Genomic DNA, 16366 nt, shown 5'->3' with positions numbered 1-16366 from the left:
ATCATGCATCGTGATGTCCGTTCTCAATTTCCGCTGTGGCGGCCTGCCATTCCGCACGCACCAGCGGATCTGCATCCTGCTCCATCCGCGCCTGCTTCAGGGCCAGAAAGTCCCTCCGATCCATCAGTCGCGAAAGGGACCATACCGCCATGGCGCGAACAAGGGGGCTTTCGTCTGACAATCGCTCCATCACCACATCGATGAGACTGGGCAGGCCACTGTTGCCCATGGCGATGACGACATTGGCCACGAACCGCTCGCGCCCCGCCCGCCGCACCGGCGTCTTGGCAAAACGCTTGCGAAAGGCGGCATCATCCAGACCCGCAAGCTCCGCCAGCGGCGGATCAAGCAGCGCTTCACGGGGCAGAAAACGCTCTTCCCGGGTCATCCTGGCGAAACGGTTCCAGGGGCAAACGGCAAGACAGTCATCACAGCCGAAGATGCGATTGCCCATCAGCGGCCGCAGTGCGCGCGGGATAGGCCCCTTGTGCTCGATGGTGAGATAGGAGATGCAGCGGCGCGCATCGATGCGGCGCGGCCCGAGAAAGGCACCGGTGGGGCAGATGTCGAGACAGCGGCGGCAACTGCCGCAATGGGCGGAGGCCGGAGCATCCGGTTCCATCTCGAAGGTCGTGAGGATCACGCAGAGAAACAGCCAGTTTCCCCACTGCCGCGAAAGAATGCAGGTGTGCTTGCCGGCCCAGCCGATGCCCGCCTGTTCGGCCAGGGGCTTTTCCATGAGCGGTGCGGTATCGACGAACACCTTCACCGCCGCCCGGGTTTGCGCCACGAACCATTGCGCCAGGTGCTTCAGCCGCCCCTTGACCACATCGTGATAATCCCGCCCCAGGGCGTAAACGGAAATGACGCCCCTGTCGCGTCGTCTGATGCGGCTAAGCGGCTTTACATCCGGCGGCGGGCCATAGTTCATGGCACACACGATCGCCGTGCGCGCCTCGGGCCATAGGGCGCGCGGATCCTTGCGCCGGTCAAGTGTTGTCGCCATCCAGTCCATGGTGCCGTGCAGACCGGCGGCCACAAAGCCTTCCAGCTCCTGCTGCACGGCAACAGGCAGCGCCGCCCGGGTGATGCCCACCGCATCGAAGCCCAGGGCATGGGCCTTGTCCTTCAGCCGATTCTTGAGAGGGCGTTTGCTCATGCGCAAGGGATCCGCCAGCAGGCCGCGCGCGTCAAGTGCGCCGGTCTGGCATGGGGCCGGTTCAGAAATCCAGGGCCGTATAGAGAGAGGGCGGCGCGATTCCCCGCACCCGGTCGCTCAGGAGCGGGCGAAAGGCCGGACGGGATTTCATGCGCTGATACCAGAGCTTGGCGCTTTCCAGCCCGTTCCAGTCCAGCGCGTCGAGATAATCCAGAACCGAAATCTGCGCCGCCGCCGCCAGATCCGCCGCGCTCAAGAAATCCCCGGCCAACCATTTGCGCTCATCGGCAAGCTGCCCCAGGCGCGTCAGATGATCCTTCTTGCGCTCCATGGCTGCCCGCACCCGCCGCGTATCGGGCGCGCCGCCGCCCTTCTCCCGCGGCAAAAGCCGGCGCAGGGCCTTTTCCATGTAGATCGGCCCTGTCACCTCATGAAAGAAACGCCCTTCAAACCAGGAGAGCAGCATGCGGGTTTCCGCCTTTTCCGCCGCCGTGGTGCCATAAAGCGTCCGCTCCGGCGTGCCGCGCGTCTCTTCGAGATATTCACCGGCGGCGACAATGCCTGAAACCACGGTGCCATTATCGTCCATGAAGACGGGCACGTCTCCAAAGGGGCTGATGCGCAAAAACTCCGGTGGCGCCTCCCAGGGACGCACCTCGATCAGCTCGGCCTCCATGCCGAATTCCCCCAGCATCAGCCGCAATCGGCGACAGAAGGGATCCAGCGCGAAATGATAGACTTTCGGCATGCGTTCCTGCCCCTTGTGCTTGCCCCACGCGACGTTATGAGACTCTCGCCTTCCGGTTTTCTTTCCCCCCGGCGGCGAATCGTTTTGGCCCGACTTACGGTGTTCCTATGCCCTCAATATGGCGTCAGGCTTGCCCTTTCTCTTTGACGAATTTTTCCAGATAGGCGAACACGGCCCGCGCCGCCTGCAGCTCGCCGCCTTTCGGACGCGCAGGCTTGTCCTTCGGATTCCAGGCGAACAGATCGACGTGCACCCATGCCGGAATGCCTTCGGCAAAGCGGGACAGAAACAGCGCCGCGGTGATGGCGCCGGCATGGCCGTGCGCACTGATGTTGCACAGATCGGCCACCGTGCTCTTGAGATCCTCAAGATACGGCCGCCACAGCGGCATGTGCCACAGCGGATCATCCAGCGCCCGCCCTGCCGCCATGAGAGCGTTGGCGATATCCTCGCCTGTGCTGAACAGGGCCGGAAGCTCCGGGCCCAATGCCGCCCGTGCCGCCCCGGTCAGGGTGGCGAAGTCGAAGGCGATCTCGGGCTTCTCCTCCGCTGCGCGTGCAAGGGCATCGGCAAGGATCAGCCGCCCTTCCGCATCGGTGTTGCCCACCTCCACACTCAGGCCCTTGCGCGACCGCAATACATCGGAAGGCCGCATTGCCGATCCCGAAACGGCATTTTCCACGGCCGGAATGAGCACATGCAGCCGCAAAGGCAGCCGCGCGCGCATGATCATGCGCGCAAGCGCCAGCGCCGCCGCCGCACCGCCCATGTCCTTCTTCATCAGCTGCATGGCCGAAGGCGGCTTCAGGTCCAGTCCACCGGTGTCAAAGCACACACCCTTGCCGATGATGGCCACGCGCGGCGCATCGTTTGGTCCCCAGAACATCTCGATCAGCCGGGGCGCGCGATCAGGACTTGCCCCGGCACCCACCGCATGGATCAAGGGATACCCGCGCTTCAAGGCCGCCCCCTTGATCACGCGGATGCGGGCGTCTGCACTCTCCGCAAGCGTGCGGGCATGGTCTTCCAGTTCTGCCGGTCCCAGATCCCGCGCCGGTGTGTTGATAAGATTGCGCGCGAAATAGACCGCTTCCGCCAGATTGAGAATGCGCGCGCGTGATGCGCCCTCTGGCAGAAGCAATTGCGCAGGCCGCTGCGCAGCGGGCTTGCGATAGACATCGAATTGATAGGCGGAAAGCAGCCAGCCCAGCACCGCGGTGTTCACGCAGGGCAGCGCCTTCGTTGAGGCAAGGCGCCAGCAGCCTTCCGGCAGGGCGCGGGCAAAGGCGCCATGCGCCAGCTGCGGGCGGCGGGCAGGGCCGATTCCGCCCAGCGCACCGATGATCCGGCCCTCTGCATCAGGCAGGAGCAGGATATCACCCGTCTTTCCGGAAAAGCCGCGGTTTTCGGCAAACGTGCGCGCCGGTTCCGGCAGTTCAGGCAGAACCTCGGCAAGGCCATCCTTTTTCACCAGATAGAGCGGCCGCACCTGGGCCTCTTCGCAAGCCCCGGCCTCAAGAAGAAGGTTTTCCGGAGTAACCTGCATGCTGCCATCTCCGATCGAATCGTGACCCACGGCAGAGTATGGGCGCGCTGGCCGGGAGGCAATCCCGAGAAACACTTAAATCACAGGGCGAGACCCTCCATCACGCGAAAAAAGGCGCCCGTCCTGCCGGGGGAGATGCAGGAGCGGACGCTTCAAGGTCTGGCGGCGGGCCAGGAGGAAGTCCTTTGGATGATCAGTCAGATTTTCGGCTTGAACCCTTGAAGGCTTAAGGCTTGATATAGGCGTAGCCCATCAGTTGCAGGCGCCCCAGTTCCGCAACGCCCGAGGGCACGATGTCCTCCTTGAAGACATCGAAGAGATCCTTCTCGTAGTCGATCTTGCGCCCGCGCAACGTGTTGGCGCAGACGAGAAACTCCACATTTTGCGATTTCAGCGCCGTGATGCGGGTTTTCAGGCCGTCGTCCTTCAGCGCTTCCTTGAGCAGGTTCACGCCATTGCCATGCAGAACCACCCGCAGTTCGAGATTGTCCTGACCGACGGCGTTGATGTGGTTCTGGATATTGCGCAAGGCGCCGCGATAACGCTTGTTGCCGGGGCCGCCGTTGTAGTTGATGTGATAGACGACCTTCTGCTTGCCATACCGCTCTCCCGCCGATGCCGGCGCGAGGCTGAACAGCGCCGCTGCCAGCAGCGCCGTCAGATAGACCATGATCCGTCTCATGCGTTCCCTCCCATGAACAGCTGTCGCTTCGTTTCGGATGCAGGACGTTTCCTCGATGTGTTTTTGAAAACCGCCTCTTTTCGCGGGCGGTTCTTGAAACGGGAGGAGCCCGGCTGTGTGACAGGTGCCGTGAATGGTGCGGGGGAGTTCCCATTCGTGCCGGCTCCCGTCGCGCCGGGCTCCCACATGAAACGGTGCCACATCGCGCCGGTTTCGGCCATTCGGGGAGATCACCGGGCTGATATGGGGGATTTGCCCGGGCTTGCGAATCGGAAGGCGAAATCACGCGGCCGCTTCAGGACGGCGAGTTGTGATAAATGCGGTCATTGGCATGTGCGCCATTCTCCGGCTTCGAATCGCACATGCGGTCAAACCCCTGCCGTGTTGCCAGCCACACGAGACTGGTTGCCGATTTCACGCCGGTCTTCTTGAGCAGGCTGGCGCGGTAATGCTCCACGGTCTTGGGGCTGATGGCCAGCTCCTGTGCGATGGCCTTGGTGGACTTGCCCTGACACAGCAAAGACAGCACCTGCTGTTCGCGCGGGGTGAGCTTGCGGAAGGCTTCCCGGATGCGGGGATCCATGGCGGATTCGCCCATGCCGGATTTGGCGGCCGCCAGGCTGCCCATTGCCCCGCCTTCCGTTTTTCCGGCCATTGAAGGACGTGATCTGCCAGCGCCGGCGCTGCGCATCAGCAGATAGACAATAAGTCCGCCGGCGAGCAGCAGCGCCAGCAGCAATGGCGCGGCGATGCGAAGCCCGGAAAGCACGCCACCGGAAGCCGCTCTATTCCGCCAGGCCTCATAGGCGAGCACGAGCTGCCGCACGTCCTCATAGGGCTGAGGCGTCGTCCAGGCCACGCGCAAATCATGCGCCTTTCGCACCTGTTCATCTTGCGTATCAAGAAGCGCCCGTGCGATGTGCTCAGTGAGATGTTTGTTCACGCCGCCACGCGCCAGAAAGGGCCATTCGGGATAGAGACGGGTGGAGACCAGCAGCGGCCATTCCGGATAGCGCCCCGCCTGCAGCACGCGGATGCGGGAAAGGTCAAGCCGGCCTTCCCGCGCCATGGATTCGAGCAAGCCGGTGCGCACAATCCCCGCGTCCGTCTCGCCACGCAGCACGGCCTCGACGATGGCATCCTGCGGAAAGCCCGTGAAACGCAGCGTGCCAAAGTCCTGGAAAGGATCGATGTCCTGTGAGACGAATTCCGCCCAGGCAATCTGAAAACCGCCGAAGGCCTCCGGGCTTACCGCGGTCACACTGCGTCCTTTCAGATCGGCCAGGGTCTTGATTGCCGTATTGTCCGCCCGCGTGAAAATGACGCTGCCGAAACGGATCAGGCCACGGCCATCCGCCGCGAAACGCTCCATTGTGGCGATGGGGGCAAGCGGCACCTCTCGCGCCAATGAGACATAATGACCGGGATTGGTGAGCAGATAATCGATCTGCCCCGCCTCAAGCAGCACGCGCGCCGATTCCAGCGTGACTGGATGCAGAGCAAGACGCACCGCCAGCCCCGCCTTGCGCAAAGAAGCGTTGAGATAGGCGATCAGGGGCTGCCAGCGCTTTGAGGCCGCTTGCGCCCCGCGATAGGCGAGCACGCCGACATGCACCGTCCGCACCGCCGCATCAGACGGCGCCCCTGGTGTCGATTCAATCGCCGCCGCCCAGCCCCGGTTCAAGAACCCGTGCTGCACAATCAGCGGCAGGACCAGCACCAGGGCCCACAAAGCGCGCCATATCCGTTTATCAAGCGTCATGATAATACGCCAGGACCACACTTTTTGCATCGCCACCCTGGCGAAAACCTCCTCTCGCCATGTCAAGGCCTTCAGCCCCTTACGATCCTTGGCGATGGCCCGCCAGCATAGTTATTTTTAATCATTATAGTCTTTTTGCATCCTTCATACCATCGAAGAGAAAAAAGGCCCATCCGTGACCAATGAAAATAACGCGTTATCCTTCCTTCTTCCGTCGTATGGGCACGACTGGAAAAGGGCCGTGACAAGCCCCATGTCTATGGCGTATCACCGCCAGCGAAGAGAAGAGGTGTGCTGCCGGCCGGCCCCGGCAGAAGGCATGCTTCATGCTTAAACGTCGGAGTGTCCATGACGGAGAACGCCAATCAGACCCTTGCCCCCCTGCCCGATACCGAAGTTTCGGTGCGTGAGGTGTTCGGCATCGACACCGACATGCGGGTGCCTGCCTATTCCGAGCCCAATGAGCATGTGCCCGATCTCGATCCGGACTACCTCTTTGATCGGCAGACGACGCTGGCGATCCTGGCCGGGTTCAAGCACAACCGCCGGGTCATGATCACCGGCTATCACGGCACGGGAAAATCCACGCATATCGAACAGGTGGCCGCGCGGCTCAACTGGCCCTGCATCCGTGTCAACCTCGACAGCCACATTTCCCGCATCGACCTGGTGGGCAAGGATGCCATCGTGTTGCGTGATGGCAAGCAGGTGACCGAATTTCGCGAGGGCATCCTGCCCTGGGCGCTGCAGCACAATGTGGCGCTGGTCTTCGACGAATACGACGCCGGCCGTCCCGATGTCATGTTCGTCATCCAGCGCGTGCTGGAGGTGCAGGGCAAGCTCACCCTGCTCGATCAGAACCGGGTCATTCGCCCGCATCCGGCCTTCCGCCTCTTTGCCACGGCCAACACCGTGGGCCTGGGCGATACGTCCGGCCTCTATCACGGCACCCAGCAGATCAACCAGGGCCAGATGGACCGCTGGTCCATCGTCGTCAATCTCAACTATCTGCCTCACGACGATGAAGTGAACATCGTGCTGGCCAAGGTAAAATCCTTCGCCGAGAGTGAGGAAGGCCGCCAGACCGTCTCGCGCATGGTTCGCGTTGCCGACATGACACGCAATGCCTTCATGCAGGGTGATCTCTCCACGGTAATGAGCCCGCGCACGGTCATCACCTGGGCCCAGAACACGGAAATCTTCGGCGATGTCGGTTTCGCCTTCCGGGTGAGCTTCCTCAACAAGTGCGACGAGCTGGAGCGCCCGCTCGTTGCCGAATTCTATCAGCGTTGCTTCGGCGAGGAGCTGCCCGAATCCGCCGCGCATATTGCCGTGGCCTGACCGGCCTGGGCCGGGCGGCTCTGCGCCATGGCCGGCTGCGGCATCGCCTTGACGTGAAGGGTGCATGACAACACACGCCAGAAATAACAGACCTTCCGCTGCAAAGGACAATCCGCTCAACACCGTGGAGCGGGCCATTTCCGTGTGTCTGCGCACCATTTCCGGCCGTCCTGACATTCAGGTGCACTATTCCGCCGAGCGGCCCATCCTCGGCGAAACCAAGGTGCGCCTGCCGCTGATGTCGCGGGATCTCACCAAGGAGGAGCTTGCCGTTACCCGTGGCGTGGCGGACCGGTTCGCCATGCGGCTTGCCCATCATGATGTGACGCTGCATCTGGACCGGCTGCCGCGTTCGCCCAAGGCCCGTGAGATTTTCGATGCGCTGGAGGACGCCCGCATCGACGCCCTGGGCAGCCGCGCCATGCCCGGCATGGCCCGCAACATCGAGGCGGCACTGGAAAAGGAATACGCCGCGCGCAATCTGCCGGCTCATCCTTCCATGAATGATGGTGAAGGCCTTGCCGAGGCGCTGGGCCTCATCGTGCGCGAACGCCTGGCCGGTCTGTCCATTCCGGAGGCGGCCCGCCCCATTGCCGAGGCCTGGCGCCCGCATATCGAAAGCCGCCTGAAGGACCTTTTGCCACAGCTGGAAGAGCGCCTGCACGATCAGGCCTCTTATGCCGAGCTCGTGCATGAAATGATCATGGCCCTCGATGATGGCGCCGGCCAGCAGGAGGAGACCGAAAGCGAAGGCACCGGCGAGGAGGGAGACGAAGGCGAGGTGGGCGCCAACGACAATGGCGATGCCGACAGCGCCCCGCCCGTGGATATCTCCCAGCCTGCCATGGGCGATCGTGTCTCCGGCGAGGATGCCGAAATGGAAGCCGACACCGGCGAGGTGGATGCGCTTGTGGATCTCGAACCCGGCGAGGCGGAAGGCGAGGCACCGCCGCAGGCCCGGCCACAGGCCAACGAGCCGCAGACGGACACGCAATATCGTGTCTACACCACGGAATTCGACGAGGTGGTGGCGGCGGAGGATCTGTGCGATCCCGAAGAGCTCACTCGCCTGCGTGCCCTGCTCGATGCCCAGCTTGCGCCTCTGCAGGGCACGGTGGCGCGTCTGGCCAACCGCCTGCAGCGCAAGCTGATGGCCCAGCAGAATCGTGCCTGGGAGTTCGATCTGGAGGAAGGCATTCTCGATACCGCGCGCCTCTCCCGGGTTCTGGTCGATCCGCTCGCGCCACTGTCCTTCAAGCAGGAGAAGGAGACGGATTTTCGCGATACCGTCGTCACCCTGCTCATCGACAATTCCGGTTCCATGCGCGGCCGGCCGATCACCATCGCCGCCCTGTGCACGGACATCCTCGCCCGCACGCTTGAACGCTGCGGGGTGAAGGTGGAGATCCTCGGCTTCACCACCCGCCACTGGAAGGGCGGTGAATCCCGGAAAAAATGGATGCGCGAGGGCCGCCCGCCCAATCCCGGCCGCCTCAATGACCTGCGCCACATCATCTACAAGGCCGCCGATGCGCCCTGGCGCCGCGCCCGGCGCAATCTCGGCCTGATGATGCGTGAGGGCCTGCTTAAGGAAAATATCGACGGCGAGGCCCTGCAATGGGCCCATGCCCGCCTGCTGGCGCGGCCTGAACAGCGCCGCATCCTCATGGTCATTTCCGATGGCGCGCCGGTGGATGATTCCACGCTTTCGGCCAATTCCGGAACCTATCTCGAACGTCATCTGCGGCAGGTGATCGACGAGATCGAAAACCGCTCGCCGGTGGAGCTTCTCGCCATTGGCATCGGCCATGACGTGACCCGCTATTACCGGCGCGCTGTCACCATTGTCGATGTCGAAGAGCTGGGCACGGTGATGATCAATCAGCTCACCGAACTGTTCGATGAACAAGGCGCCCGGCGCCGCACGCCACCCTTCCTGCGCCGCGCCGTGTGATGATCATCGCAGGCCTTGCGCACCCTCGTGATGATGCCCGGCTTTATTCCCGCCTTGGCCTCTGCCGGTGGCTTGCGGTAGGATGATCGGGCAAACTCCTCTGGAGGCCGCAATGGCACGCCAAGGCGAGATGCATCACACGGATCCGGCCGCACCGGCGAAAAAGGCTGCGCGCGATAAAGAGCGGAGCGCGCTTCAGTGCGTTGATGAGGAGGGGGGCGGTTCCCCCCGGCCGGAAGAGGTGCCCGGACATTCAGCCGTGCGCTGGAGCCGTTCGCTTTCTGCCCGTGTCCTGACGCTCACCGTTCTTTTCATCCTTGTCAGCGTGGCCTTTGTTTTCATGCCTTCCATCGCCGAATTTCGCATCACATGGCTGAAGAACCGGCTGGCCATGGCGGAAGTCGCCTCGCTTGCCGTGGAGGCGGCGCCGGACATGAAGGTCTCCGATCGCCTGCGCAAGGAATTGTTGAAGAGCGCTGGTGTCCGCGTTGTTGCCATTCGCCGCGGCGGCGCCCGTCGTCTCATTCTGCATGACGGCCTGCCTCTCATGGCCGAGGCCCGCTATGACTTGCGCGGCCTGTCCTGGCCCGGGGCGATCCGTGATGCCTTCGTCACCCTCCTGCATCGCGGCAACCGCGTCATCACCGTGGTGGACAGACCGCCCAACATCGAGGCTGAGTTCATCGAGCTGGCCATGGACGAACGCCCGCTGTTTGAGGCCATGGTCGGCCATTCGCTGACCATTCTCAATTATTCGCTCGCCCTCTCCCTGATGGTGGCAGCATTGCTCTATCTCGCCATTCACTGGCTCCTGATCCGCCCCATCCGCCGCATGACCGGCAGCATGGCCCGCTTTGCCCGGGATCCCGAAAATCCCGCTGCGGTGCTCAATCCCTCCGACCGCAGCGATGAGCTGGGCGAGGCGGAACGCCACCTTGCCTACATGCAGCGACAGACGGCCGCGCTTCTGCGTCAGAAGTCGCGGCTGGCCGCTCTGGGGCTGGCCGTGTCGAAGATCAGTCACGAGCTGCGCAACATGCTGGCGCAGGCGCAGATGATCTCCGACCGCCTCGCCATGGTTGACGATCCCACCGTTCAGCGCTTCGCCCCCAAGTTGATCGCGTCCCTGGATCGGGCCATCAACTTCTGCGTCAACACCTTGAAATATGGCAAGGCGCAGGAAAGCCCGCCCCGGCGCCAGACGGTGCTTTTGCGGCCGCTCGTTGCCGAGCTCTTCGAGAACCTGCCGGAAGCGGATGCGCGTGTGGTGAAGCTGATCAACGCCGTGCCGGAAGGGCTGGCGGCCGATGCCGATCCGGAACAGCTCTCCCGCATTCTGGCCAATCTCGCACGCAATGCCTGTCAGGCCATCGCTGGCCAGAAGGGACGCATGGAACCGGGCCGTGTCGAGATCGCCGCCTGGCGCGAGGGCGCCGTCGTGACCATCCGCATCAGTGATGACGGCCCCGGCCTGCCGCCGAAGGCGCGCGAACATCTCTTCGAGGCCTTCACCGGCTCGGCCCGCCGGGGCGGCACCGGCCTTGGCCTGTCCATCGCGCGCGAGCTGGCCCGCGCCCATGGCGGCGACATCGTGCTTGCCCCCCATGACGGACCGGGAACCATCTTTCACGTCATCATCCCCGACCGCGTCATCGATCTCTCCTCCGCCCGCGAAACCCGCACCGCCACGGGCGACCGCTGAAGGCCCATCGATCCGGCGTACCGGTGCGTGGCCTTTACGGTTCCCCTGTAGCCGCCCTCATCGGACGGATGGCATTAACGATGCGAATCATGCGCCGCGATCACCGCCAGATTCATCACATCCGACGCGGTTGCCGACATGGAAGCGATCTGCACCGCCCGGTCCAGCCCCGCCAGCAGCGGCCCGAGCACGCGCACACCCCCCACTCTTTGCAGAAGCTGCGTGGAAATGGAGGCGGAATGGGCCGCCGGCATGATCAGAACATTGGCCGGCCCTGAAAGGCGACAGAAGGGATAGAGCTTCATCGCTTCCGCCGAAAGCGCCACCTCCACCGCCATTTCACCGTCGTATTCGAAGCCCGGCTGGCGCCTGTCCAGCTCGGCCACGGCATCGCGCGTGTTCTGTACGCGATCACCGCCCGGATGGCCGAAGGTGGAATAGGACAGAAGCGCCACCCGCGGCCGATAGCCGAACCGGCGCATCACGGCCGCTGCCTCTTCCGCGATATCGGCCAGCGCGCTCGCATCCGGCATTTCCTGAATGGAGGTATCGGCAACGAGAATGGGCTCGCCCGGAGTGAGGATCACCGAATAGCCGATGGCGCGATGACCCGGGCGCGGGTCGATGGCAAGCCGGATGTTCTCCAGCGCGATGGAGAATTTCCGGGTCAGGCCGGTGACCATGGCATCCGCCTCGCCCAGCGCCACCATGCAGGCGGCGAAGACGTTGCGGTCGGTGCTGACCAATCGTTTGCAGTCGCGATAGAGAAAACCGTTGCGCTGCAGGCGCTCATAGAGATAGGTGGCGTAATCCTCCCGCTTGGGGCTGGAGCCGGGATGGATGACATGCACGCCTTCGTGCAGCTCCTGCCCTGTGGTTTCCAGCACCTGCTCGATCACATCTTTGCGCCCGATGAGAATGGCCTTGCCATAGCCGCCGGCCACATAGGCATTGGCGGCGCGGATCATCCGGTCCTCCTCGCCCTCGGCGAAAATGACGGTGCGCTTGTTGTGGCGCACGAAATCGAAAATTCCCTGGAACGTGGCAATGAAGGGATCGAAGCGCGCCGAGAGCTGGGCGGCGTAATGATCGAAGTCCTCAATGGTGCGGCGGGCCACGCCGGTTTCGATGGCCGCCCGCGCCACCGCCACCGGAATGCGCGAGATCAGGCGCGGATCAAAGGGCGTGGGAATGAGATAATCCCGCCCGAAGGAGAGCTTCAGCCCGTGATAGGCGGCGGCCACCTCATCGGGCACATCCTCCCGGGCCAGTTCCGCCAGCGCCCGTGCCGCTGCCAGTTTCATCTCGTCGTTGATGGCCCGCGCCCGCACATCCAGCGCGCCGCGGAAGATGTAGGGAAACCCGAGAACATTGTTGATCTGATTGGGATAGTCCGAGCGGCCGGTGGCCATGATCGCATCATCGCGCACCGCCGCCACCTCTTCCGGCGTGATCTCCGGATCCGGATTGGCCATGGCGAAGATGATGGGATCCCTGGCCATGGATTTCACCATCTCCTGCGTCACCGCGCCTTTCACGGAAAGGCCGAAGAAAATGTCGGCGCCCTCCATGGCCTCCTTGAGCGTGCGGGCCTTGGTATGCGGATTGGCCCATTGCGCCTTCCATTCGTTCATTCCCTCCTTGCGGCCGGGATAGATCACACCCTTGGTGTCGATGAGGATGATGTTTTCCTTCGGCAGCCCCAGCTTGTGCACCAGATGCAGCGTGGCAAGCGCCGCCGCCCCGGCGCCGAGGCAGACGAGCTTGACCTTCTTGATATCCTTGCCCGTCAGCTCCAGCGCGTTGATCAGCCCTGCGGTGGCGATGATGGCGGTGCCGTGCTGGTCGTCATGAAAGACGGGGATATCCAGCATCTCCTGCAGGCGCTGCTCGATGATAAAGCACTGCGGCGCCTTGATGTCCTCAAGGTTGATGCCGCCAAAGGTGGGCGCCAGACATTTCACCGCCGTGATGAATTCTTCCGGATCCTCCGTGCACAGCTCGATGTCGAAGGCATCAACATCGGCAAAACGCTTGAACAGGACAGCCTTGCCCTCCATCACCGGCTTGGCCGCCAGCGCCCCGAGGTTGCCCATGCCCAGGATTGCCGTGCCGTTGGTGATCACGGCGACGAAATTGCCCTTGGCCGTATAGTCATAGGCCGCTTCCGGATTGTCGGCGATGGCCCGAACCGGTGCGGCCACGCCCGGCGAATAGGCCAGCGAAAGATCATGGCGCGTGGCCATGGGCTTCGTGGCACGAATGGCCACCTTTCCGGGCTGCGGCTTGGCGTGATATTCAAGTGCCTCTTCATCGGTGATGCTGAGGCGCTGGGCCTTGTCGGTCTGATCCTGGGACATGGCGTTTCCGTTCATTCGTGAATGCGGCACGGCCGCCCGCAAGCCCCTTGCGGAGGGCATGTGGATGAGCGGCCGGTGTTTCTGGTTTCCGTTCGTGCAAACGAGTATTCAGAAGGATGGTTTCCTGTCGCTTGTCGTGTCAGGCGTCACCAAGGCCGCAGACATGAAGGCGACCTTGCCGATGTGGATGATTGTCCCGCTCACCACGAGGCGTCAATGCATAACTCGGATGAAACGCTAACGTCTGCTTCTTCTGACCGCGACACGCCCCGTGCCGCGCGCGATCCGCTGGCGGAGGCCAGGCGCGCCACCCCCGCCATGGCCCAGTATTTCGAGCTCAAGGCCGCCAACCCCGGCTATCTCCTGTTTTACCGCATGGGCGATTTCTATGAGCTCTTCTTCGAGGATGCCGAAATCGCCTCGCGCATCCTCGGCATCGCGCTGACCAAAAGGGGCAAGCACGCCGGCGCCGACATTCCCATGTGTGGCGTGCCCGTGCATGCCGCGGAGGAATATCTGCACAAGCTCATCAAGGCCGGACAGCGCGTTGCCGTTTGCGAGCAGATGGAGGATCCGGCGGAAGCGAAGAAGCGCGGATCCAAGGCCGTGGTCCGGCGCGAGGTCGTGCGCCTCGTCACCCCCGGCACCATTACCGAGGACAGCCTGCTGGCCCCGCGGCAGCACAATTTCCTCATCGCCCTGACGCGGGTGAAGGCGGATGGCCTTTTCGGCCTTGCCCGCGCGGATATCTCCACCGGCGCCTTTTCCGTCATGGCCTTGGCACCTGAGGATCTGGAGGCGGAAATTGCCCGCATCGATCCCGGCGAGATTATCCTGCCCGAAAGCCTCCTTGACGATCCCGCCGTGGCCAGGGCGCTCAAGCAGGTTCCGCCCGCCGCCATAACGCCCCTGCCCGCGCCGCGTTTTGATTCCGTTACCGGAGAGAAGCGGCTGAAGGAGCATTTCGAGGTGGCGGCCCTTGAGGCCTTTGGCGCCTTTTCCCGTGCCGAGATTGCTGCCGCCGGTGCCCTGCTCGATTACATCGCGCTCACGCAGGTGGGCGCCCTGCCCGCCCTGCGTCCGCCACGGCGCGAAAACCGCGGCACCCACATGCAGATCGATGCCGCCACCCGCGCCTCTTTGGAAATCTTGCGCACCACATCGGGCAAACGCGCAGGCTCCCTGCTGGCCACCGTTGATCTCACCCTCACCGCTGCGGGCGCGCGCACCCTCGCCGAACGTCTCGCTTCGCCCCTTGCCGATGTCGAGGCCATCAACGCCCGCCTCGATGCCGTGCAATGGCTGGTGGAAGAAGGGGCCCTGCGCGAAACCCTCCGTGAGCGTCTTGCCGCCGTACCCGACATGGAGCGGGCCCTTTCCCGCCTGACCCTCGGCCGTGGCGGCCCACGTGATCTTGCCGCCATTCGCGATGGTCTCATCGCCGCCCGCAATCTCGCCATCGCAATCGACAAGGCCGCGGCCCTGGCCTCTCCGCCGGAGAATTTGGCGCGGGACATGGCGATCCTGTCGGCCACCGATGACGGTCTGGCCGATGAACTGACGGCGGCGCTAGCCGATGATTTGCCCCTGCTGGCGCGGGATGGCGGCTTCGTGCGCCCCGGCTATGCGCCCGAGCTGGACGAACAGCGCCGCCTGCGCGATGAGACGCGCAGCGTCATTGCCTCCCTGCAGGCCAAGTATGCCGAACTTACCGGCGTGAAATCCCTGAAGGTGAAGCACAACAACGTCCTTGGCTATTTCGTGGAGGTCACCGCGGCCAATGCGCCGCGCCTGCAGGAGATGAAGGATGTCTTCATCCATCGCCAGACCATGGCCAACGCCATGCGCTTCACCACCACCGAGCTTGCCGATCTGGAAGGGCGTATCACCGCGGCCGCTGACAGGGCGCTCGCCCTGGAACGGGAGATCTTTGCGAAACTGGTCTCGGCTGTGGAACGCGCCGCCGCCTTGATTGCGGAAAAGGCCGCGGCCCTGGCGCGGCTTGATGTCACCGCCGCTTTGGCCGAGCTTGCCGTGCGCCGCCGCTGGACGCGTCCGCATATTGACGCCGGCACCTGCTTTTTCGTGCGGGGTGGCCGTCATCCCGTGGTGGAAGCGGCGCTGGAACGGGAGAGCGGCCATTTCGTGCCCAATGACTGCCTGCTCGTTGCCGATGTCGCCGATCTGCCCTGCAAGCCCCCTTCGTCCGATGCCTCGCCCGGCCTGCAGGATGGTGCCGGAGAAGAGGATGAAGAGAGGAAAGCCGATACCACTATGCCCGCCGCCACCATCTGGCTGGTTACCGGGCCCAACATGGCGGGCAAGTCCACTTATCTGCGTCAGAACGCCCTGATTGCCATATTGGCGCAGGCCGGTGCCTTTGTACCGGCGGAAGAGGCGCGCATCGGCGTCATTGACCGGCTCTTCTGCCGCGTTGGTGCCGCCGATGATCTGGCGCGCGGCCGCTCCACCTTCATGGTGGAAATGGTGGAGACCGCCGCCATCCTCAATCAGGCCACGTCACGCTCCCTCGTCATTCTCGACGAGATCGGCCGCGGCACCGCCACCTTCGACGGTCTGGCCATCGCCTGGGCCTGTGTGGAGCATCTCTCGCGCGTCATTGGGGCGCGCACGCTTTTTGCCACGCATTATCACGAGCTCACCGGCCTTGCCGAACGTCTCGATAACGTCGCCAATGTCACGATGAAGGTGCGTGAATGGCAGGGAGACGTCATTTTCCTGCACGAGGTGATTCCCGGCCGGGCCGATCGCTCCTATGGCATTCAGGTGGCCCGTCTCGCCGGGCTTCCGCAGGCGGTGGTCGCCCGGGCGCAAGAGGTTCTGCGCACGCTGGAAGAAGGGGGCACGCAAAACCCCGCTGAAAGACTGCTTGATGATCTTCCGCTTTTTTCCGCGGCCGCCCGGGCGCGGCCTTCCCCTGCGGCTGCCGATGCCGCCCCCATATCGGAAGAGGAACAGGCCGTGCTGAAGGCCATTGAAGAGCTGGTTCCGGACGATCTCACGCCCCGGCAGGCCCTGGAACGGCTCTATGCGCTGAAGGAGATGCTTGCCAAACGCCCCGGGAAATAGGAAGACTTGCCTGAAAACGGAC

At 63.6% G+C, this 16366-nt stretch carries 10 protein-coding genes; 4 read left to right on the top strand and 6 right to left on the bottom strand.

What is annotated here, in order from left to right; all coding sequences use genetic code 11:
• Nucleotide 1 precedes the first annotated feature (1 nt).
• The 5 genes from queG to EK16_RS11495 all read right to left on the bottom strand — a co-directional run bounded on the left by queG (nt 2) and on the right by EK16_RS11495 (nt 5897).
• Nucleotides 2-1159, bottom strand: a complete 1158-nt coding sequence (queG, locus tag EK16_RS06230) for a tRNA epoxyqueuosine(34) reductase QueG (RefSeq protein ID WP_051929009.1) — start codon at nt 1157-1159, stop codon at nt 2-4.
• Between the two features lie 61 nt (nt 1160-1220).
• Nucleotides 1221-1907: a glutathione S-transferase family protein gene (locus tag EK16_RS06225; RefSeq protein WP_038035358.1), complete on the bottom strand. Its 687-nt coding sequence runs from the start codon at nt 1905-1907 to the stop codon at nt 1221-1223.
• Between the two features lie 124 nt (nt 1908-2031).
• Nucleotides 2032-3453 carry a leucyl aminopeptidase family protein gene (locus EK16_RS06220; RefSeq protein ID WP_051929008.1) on the bottom strand — a complete coding sequence of 474 codons (1422 nt, stop codon included), beginning with the start codon at nt 3451-3453 and terminating at the stop codon, nt 2032-2034.
• A gap of 226 nt (nt 3454-3679) precedes the next feature.
• Nucleotides 3680-4135, bottom strand: coding sequence for a DsrE family protein (locus EK16_RS06215; RefSeq protein WP_038035357.1), 456 nt, complete (start codon nt 4133-4135; stop codon nt 3680-3682).
• 295 nt (nt 4136-4430) lie between these two features.
• Nucleotides 4431-5897, bottom strand: a complete 1467-nt coding sequence (locus EK16_RS11495; protein WP_197059628.1) for a PhnD/SsuA/transferrin family substrate-binding protein — start codon at nt 5895-5897, stop codon at nt 4431-4433.
• Between the two features lie 348 nt (nt 5898-6245).
• Between EK16_RS11495 and cobS the strand changes: the two genes are divergently transcribed.
• From cobS to EK16_RS06195, 3 genes are all read left to right on the top strand, one after another.
• Nucleotides 6246-7238 (top strand): cobaltochelatase subunit CobS, encoded by a 993-nt coding sequence (gene cobS / locus EK16_RS06205; RefSeq protein WP_038035356.1) that lies wholly within the window; start codon nt 6246-6248, stop codon nt 7236-7238.
• A gap of 64 nt (nt 7239-7302) precedes the next feature.
• A complete protein-coding gene (cobT, locus tag EK16_RS06200; RefSeq protein ID WP_051929006.1) occupies nt 7303-9192 on the top strand; it encodes a cobaltochelatase subunit CobT in 1890 nt (629 codons plus the stop codon).
• A gap of 112 nt (nt 9193-9304) precedes the next feature.
• Entirely contained in the window at nt 9305-10894 is a 1590-nt protein-coding gene (locus EK16_RS06195; protein ID WP_051929005.1) for a sensor histidine kinase, read from the top strand.
• A 74-nt stretch (nt 10895-10968) separates the two neighbouring features.
• Here EK16_RS06195 and EK16_RS06190 read toward each other — a convergent pair whose 3' ends face one another.
• Nucleotides 10969-13254 (bottom strand): NADP-dependent malic enzyme, encoded by a 2286-nt coding sequence (locus EK16_RS06190; protein WP_038035354.1) that lies wholly within the window; start codon nt 13252-13254, stop codon nt 10969-10971.
• Nucleotides 13255-13470: 216 nt separating this feature from the next.
• Between EK16_RS06190 and mutS the strand changes: the two genes are divergently transcribed.
• A complete protein-coding gene (gene mutS / locus EK16_RS06180) occupies nt 13471-16344 on the top strand; it encodes a DNA mismatch repair protein MutS (protein WP_038035348.1) in 2874 nt (957 codons plus the stop codon).
• The last annotated feature ends 22 nt before the right edge of the window (nt 16345-16366 follow it).

This window comes from Thermopetrobacter sp. TC1, from assembly GCF_000746275.1.
Taxonomy (GTDB): domain Bacteria; phylum Pseudomonadota; class Alphaproteobacteria; order Rhizobiales; family Aestuariivirgaceae; genus Thermopetrobacter.
The sequence above is the reverse complement of the archived record's forward strand: the minus strand, read 5'-3'. Positions and strand labels throughout refer to the sequence as shown.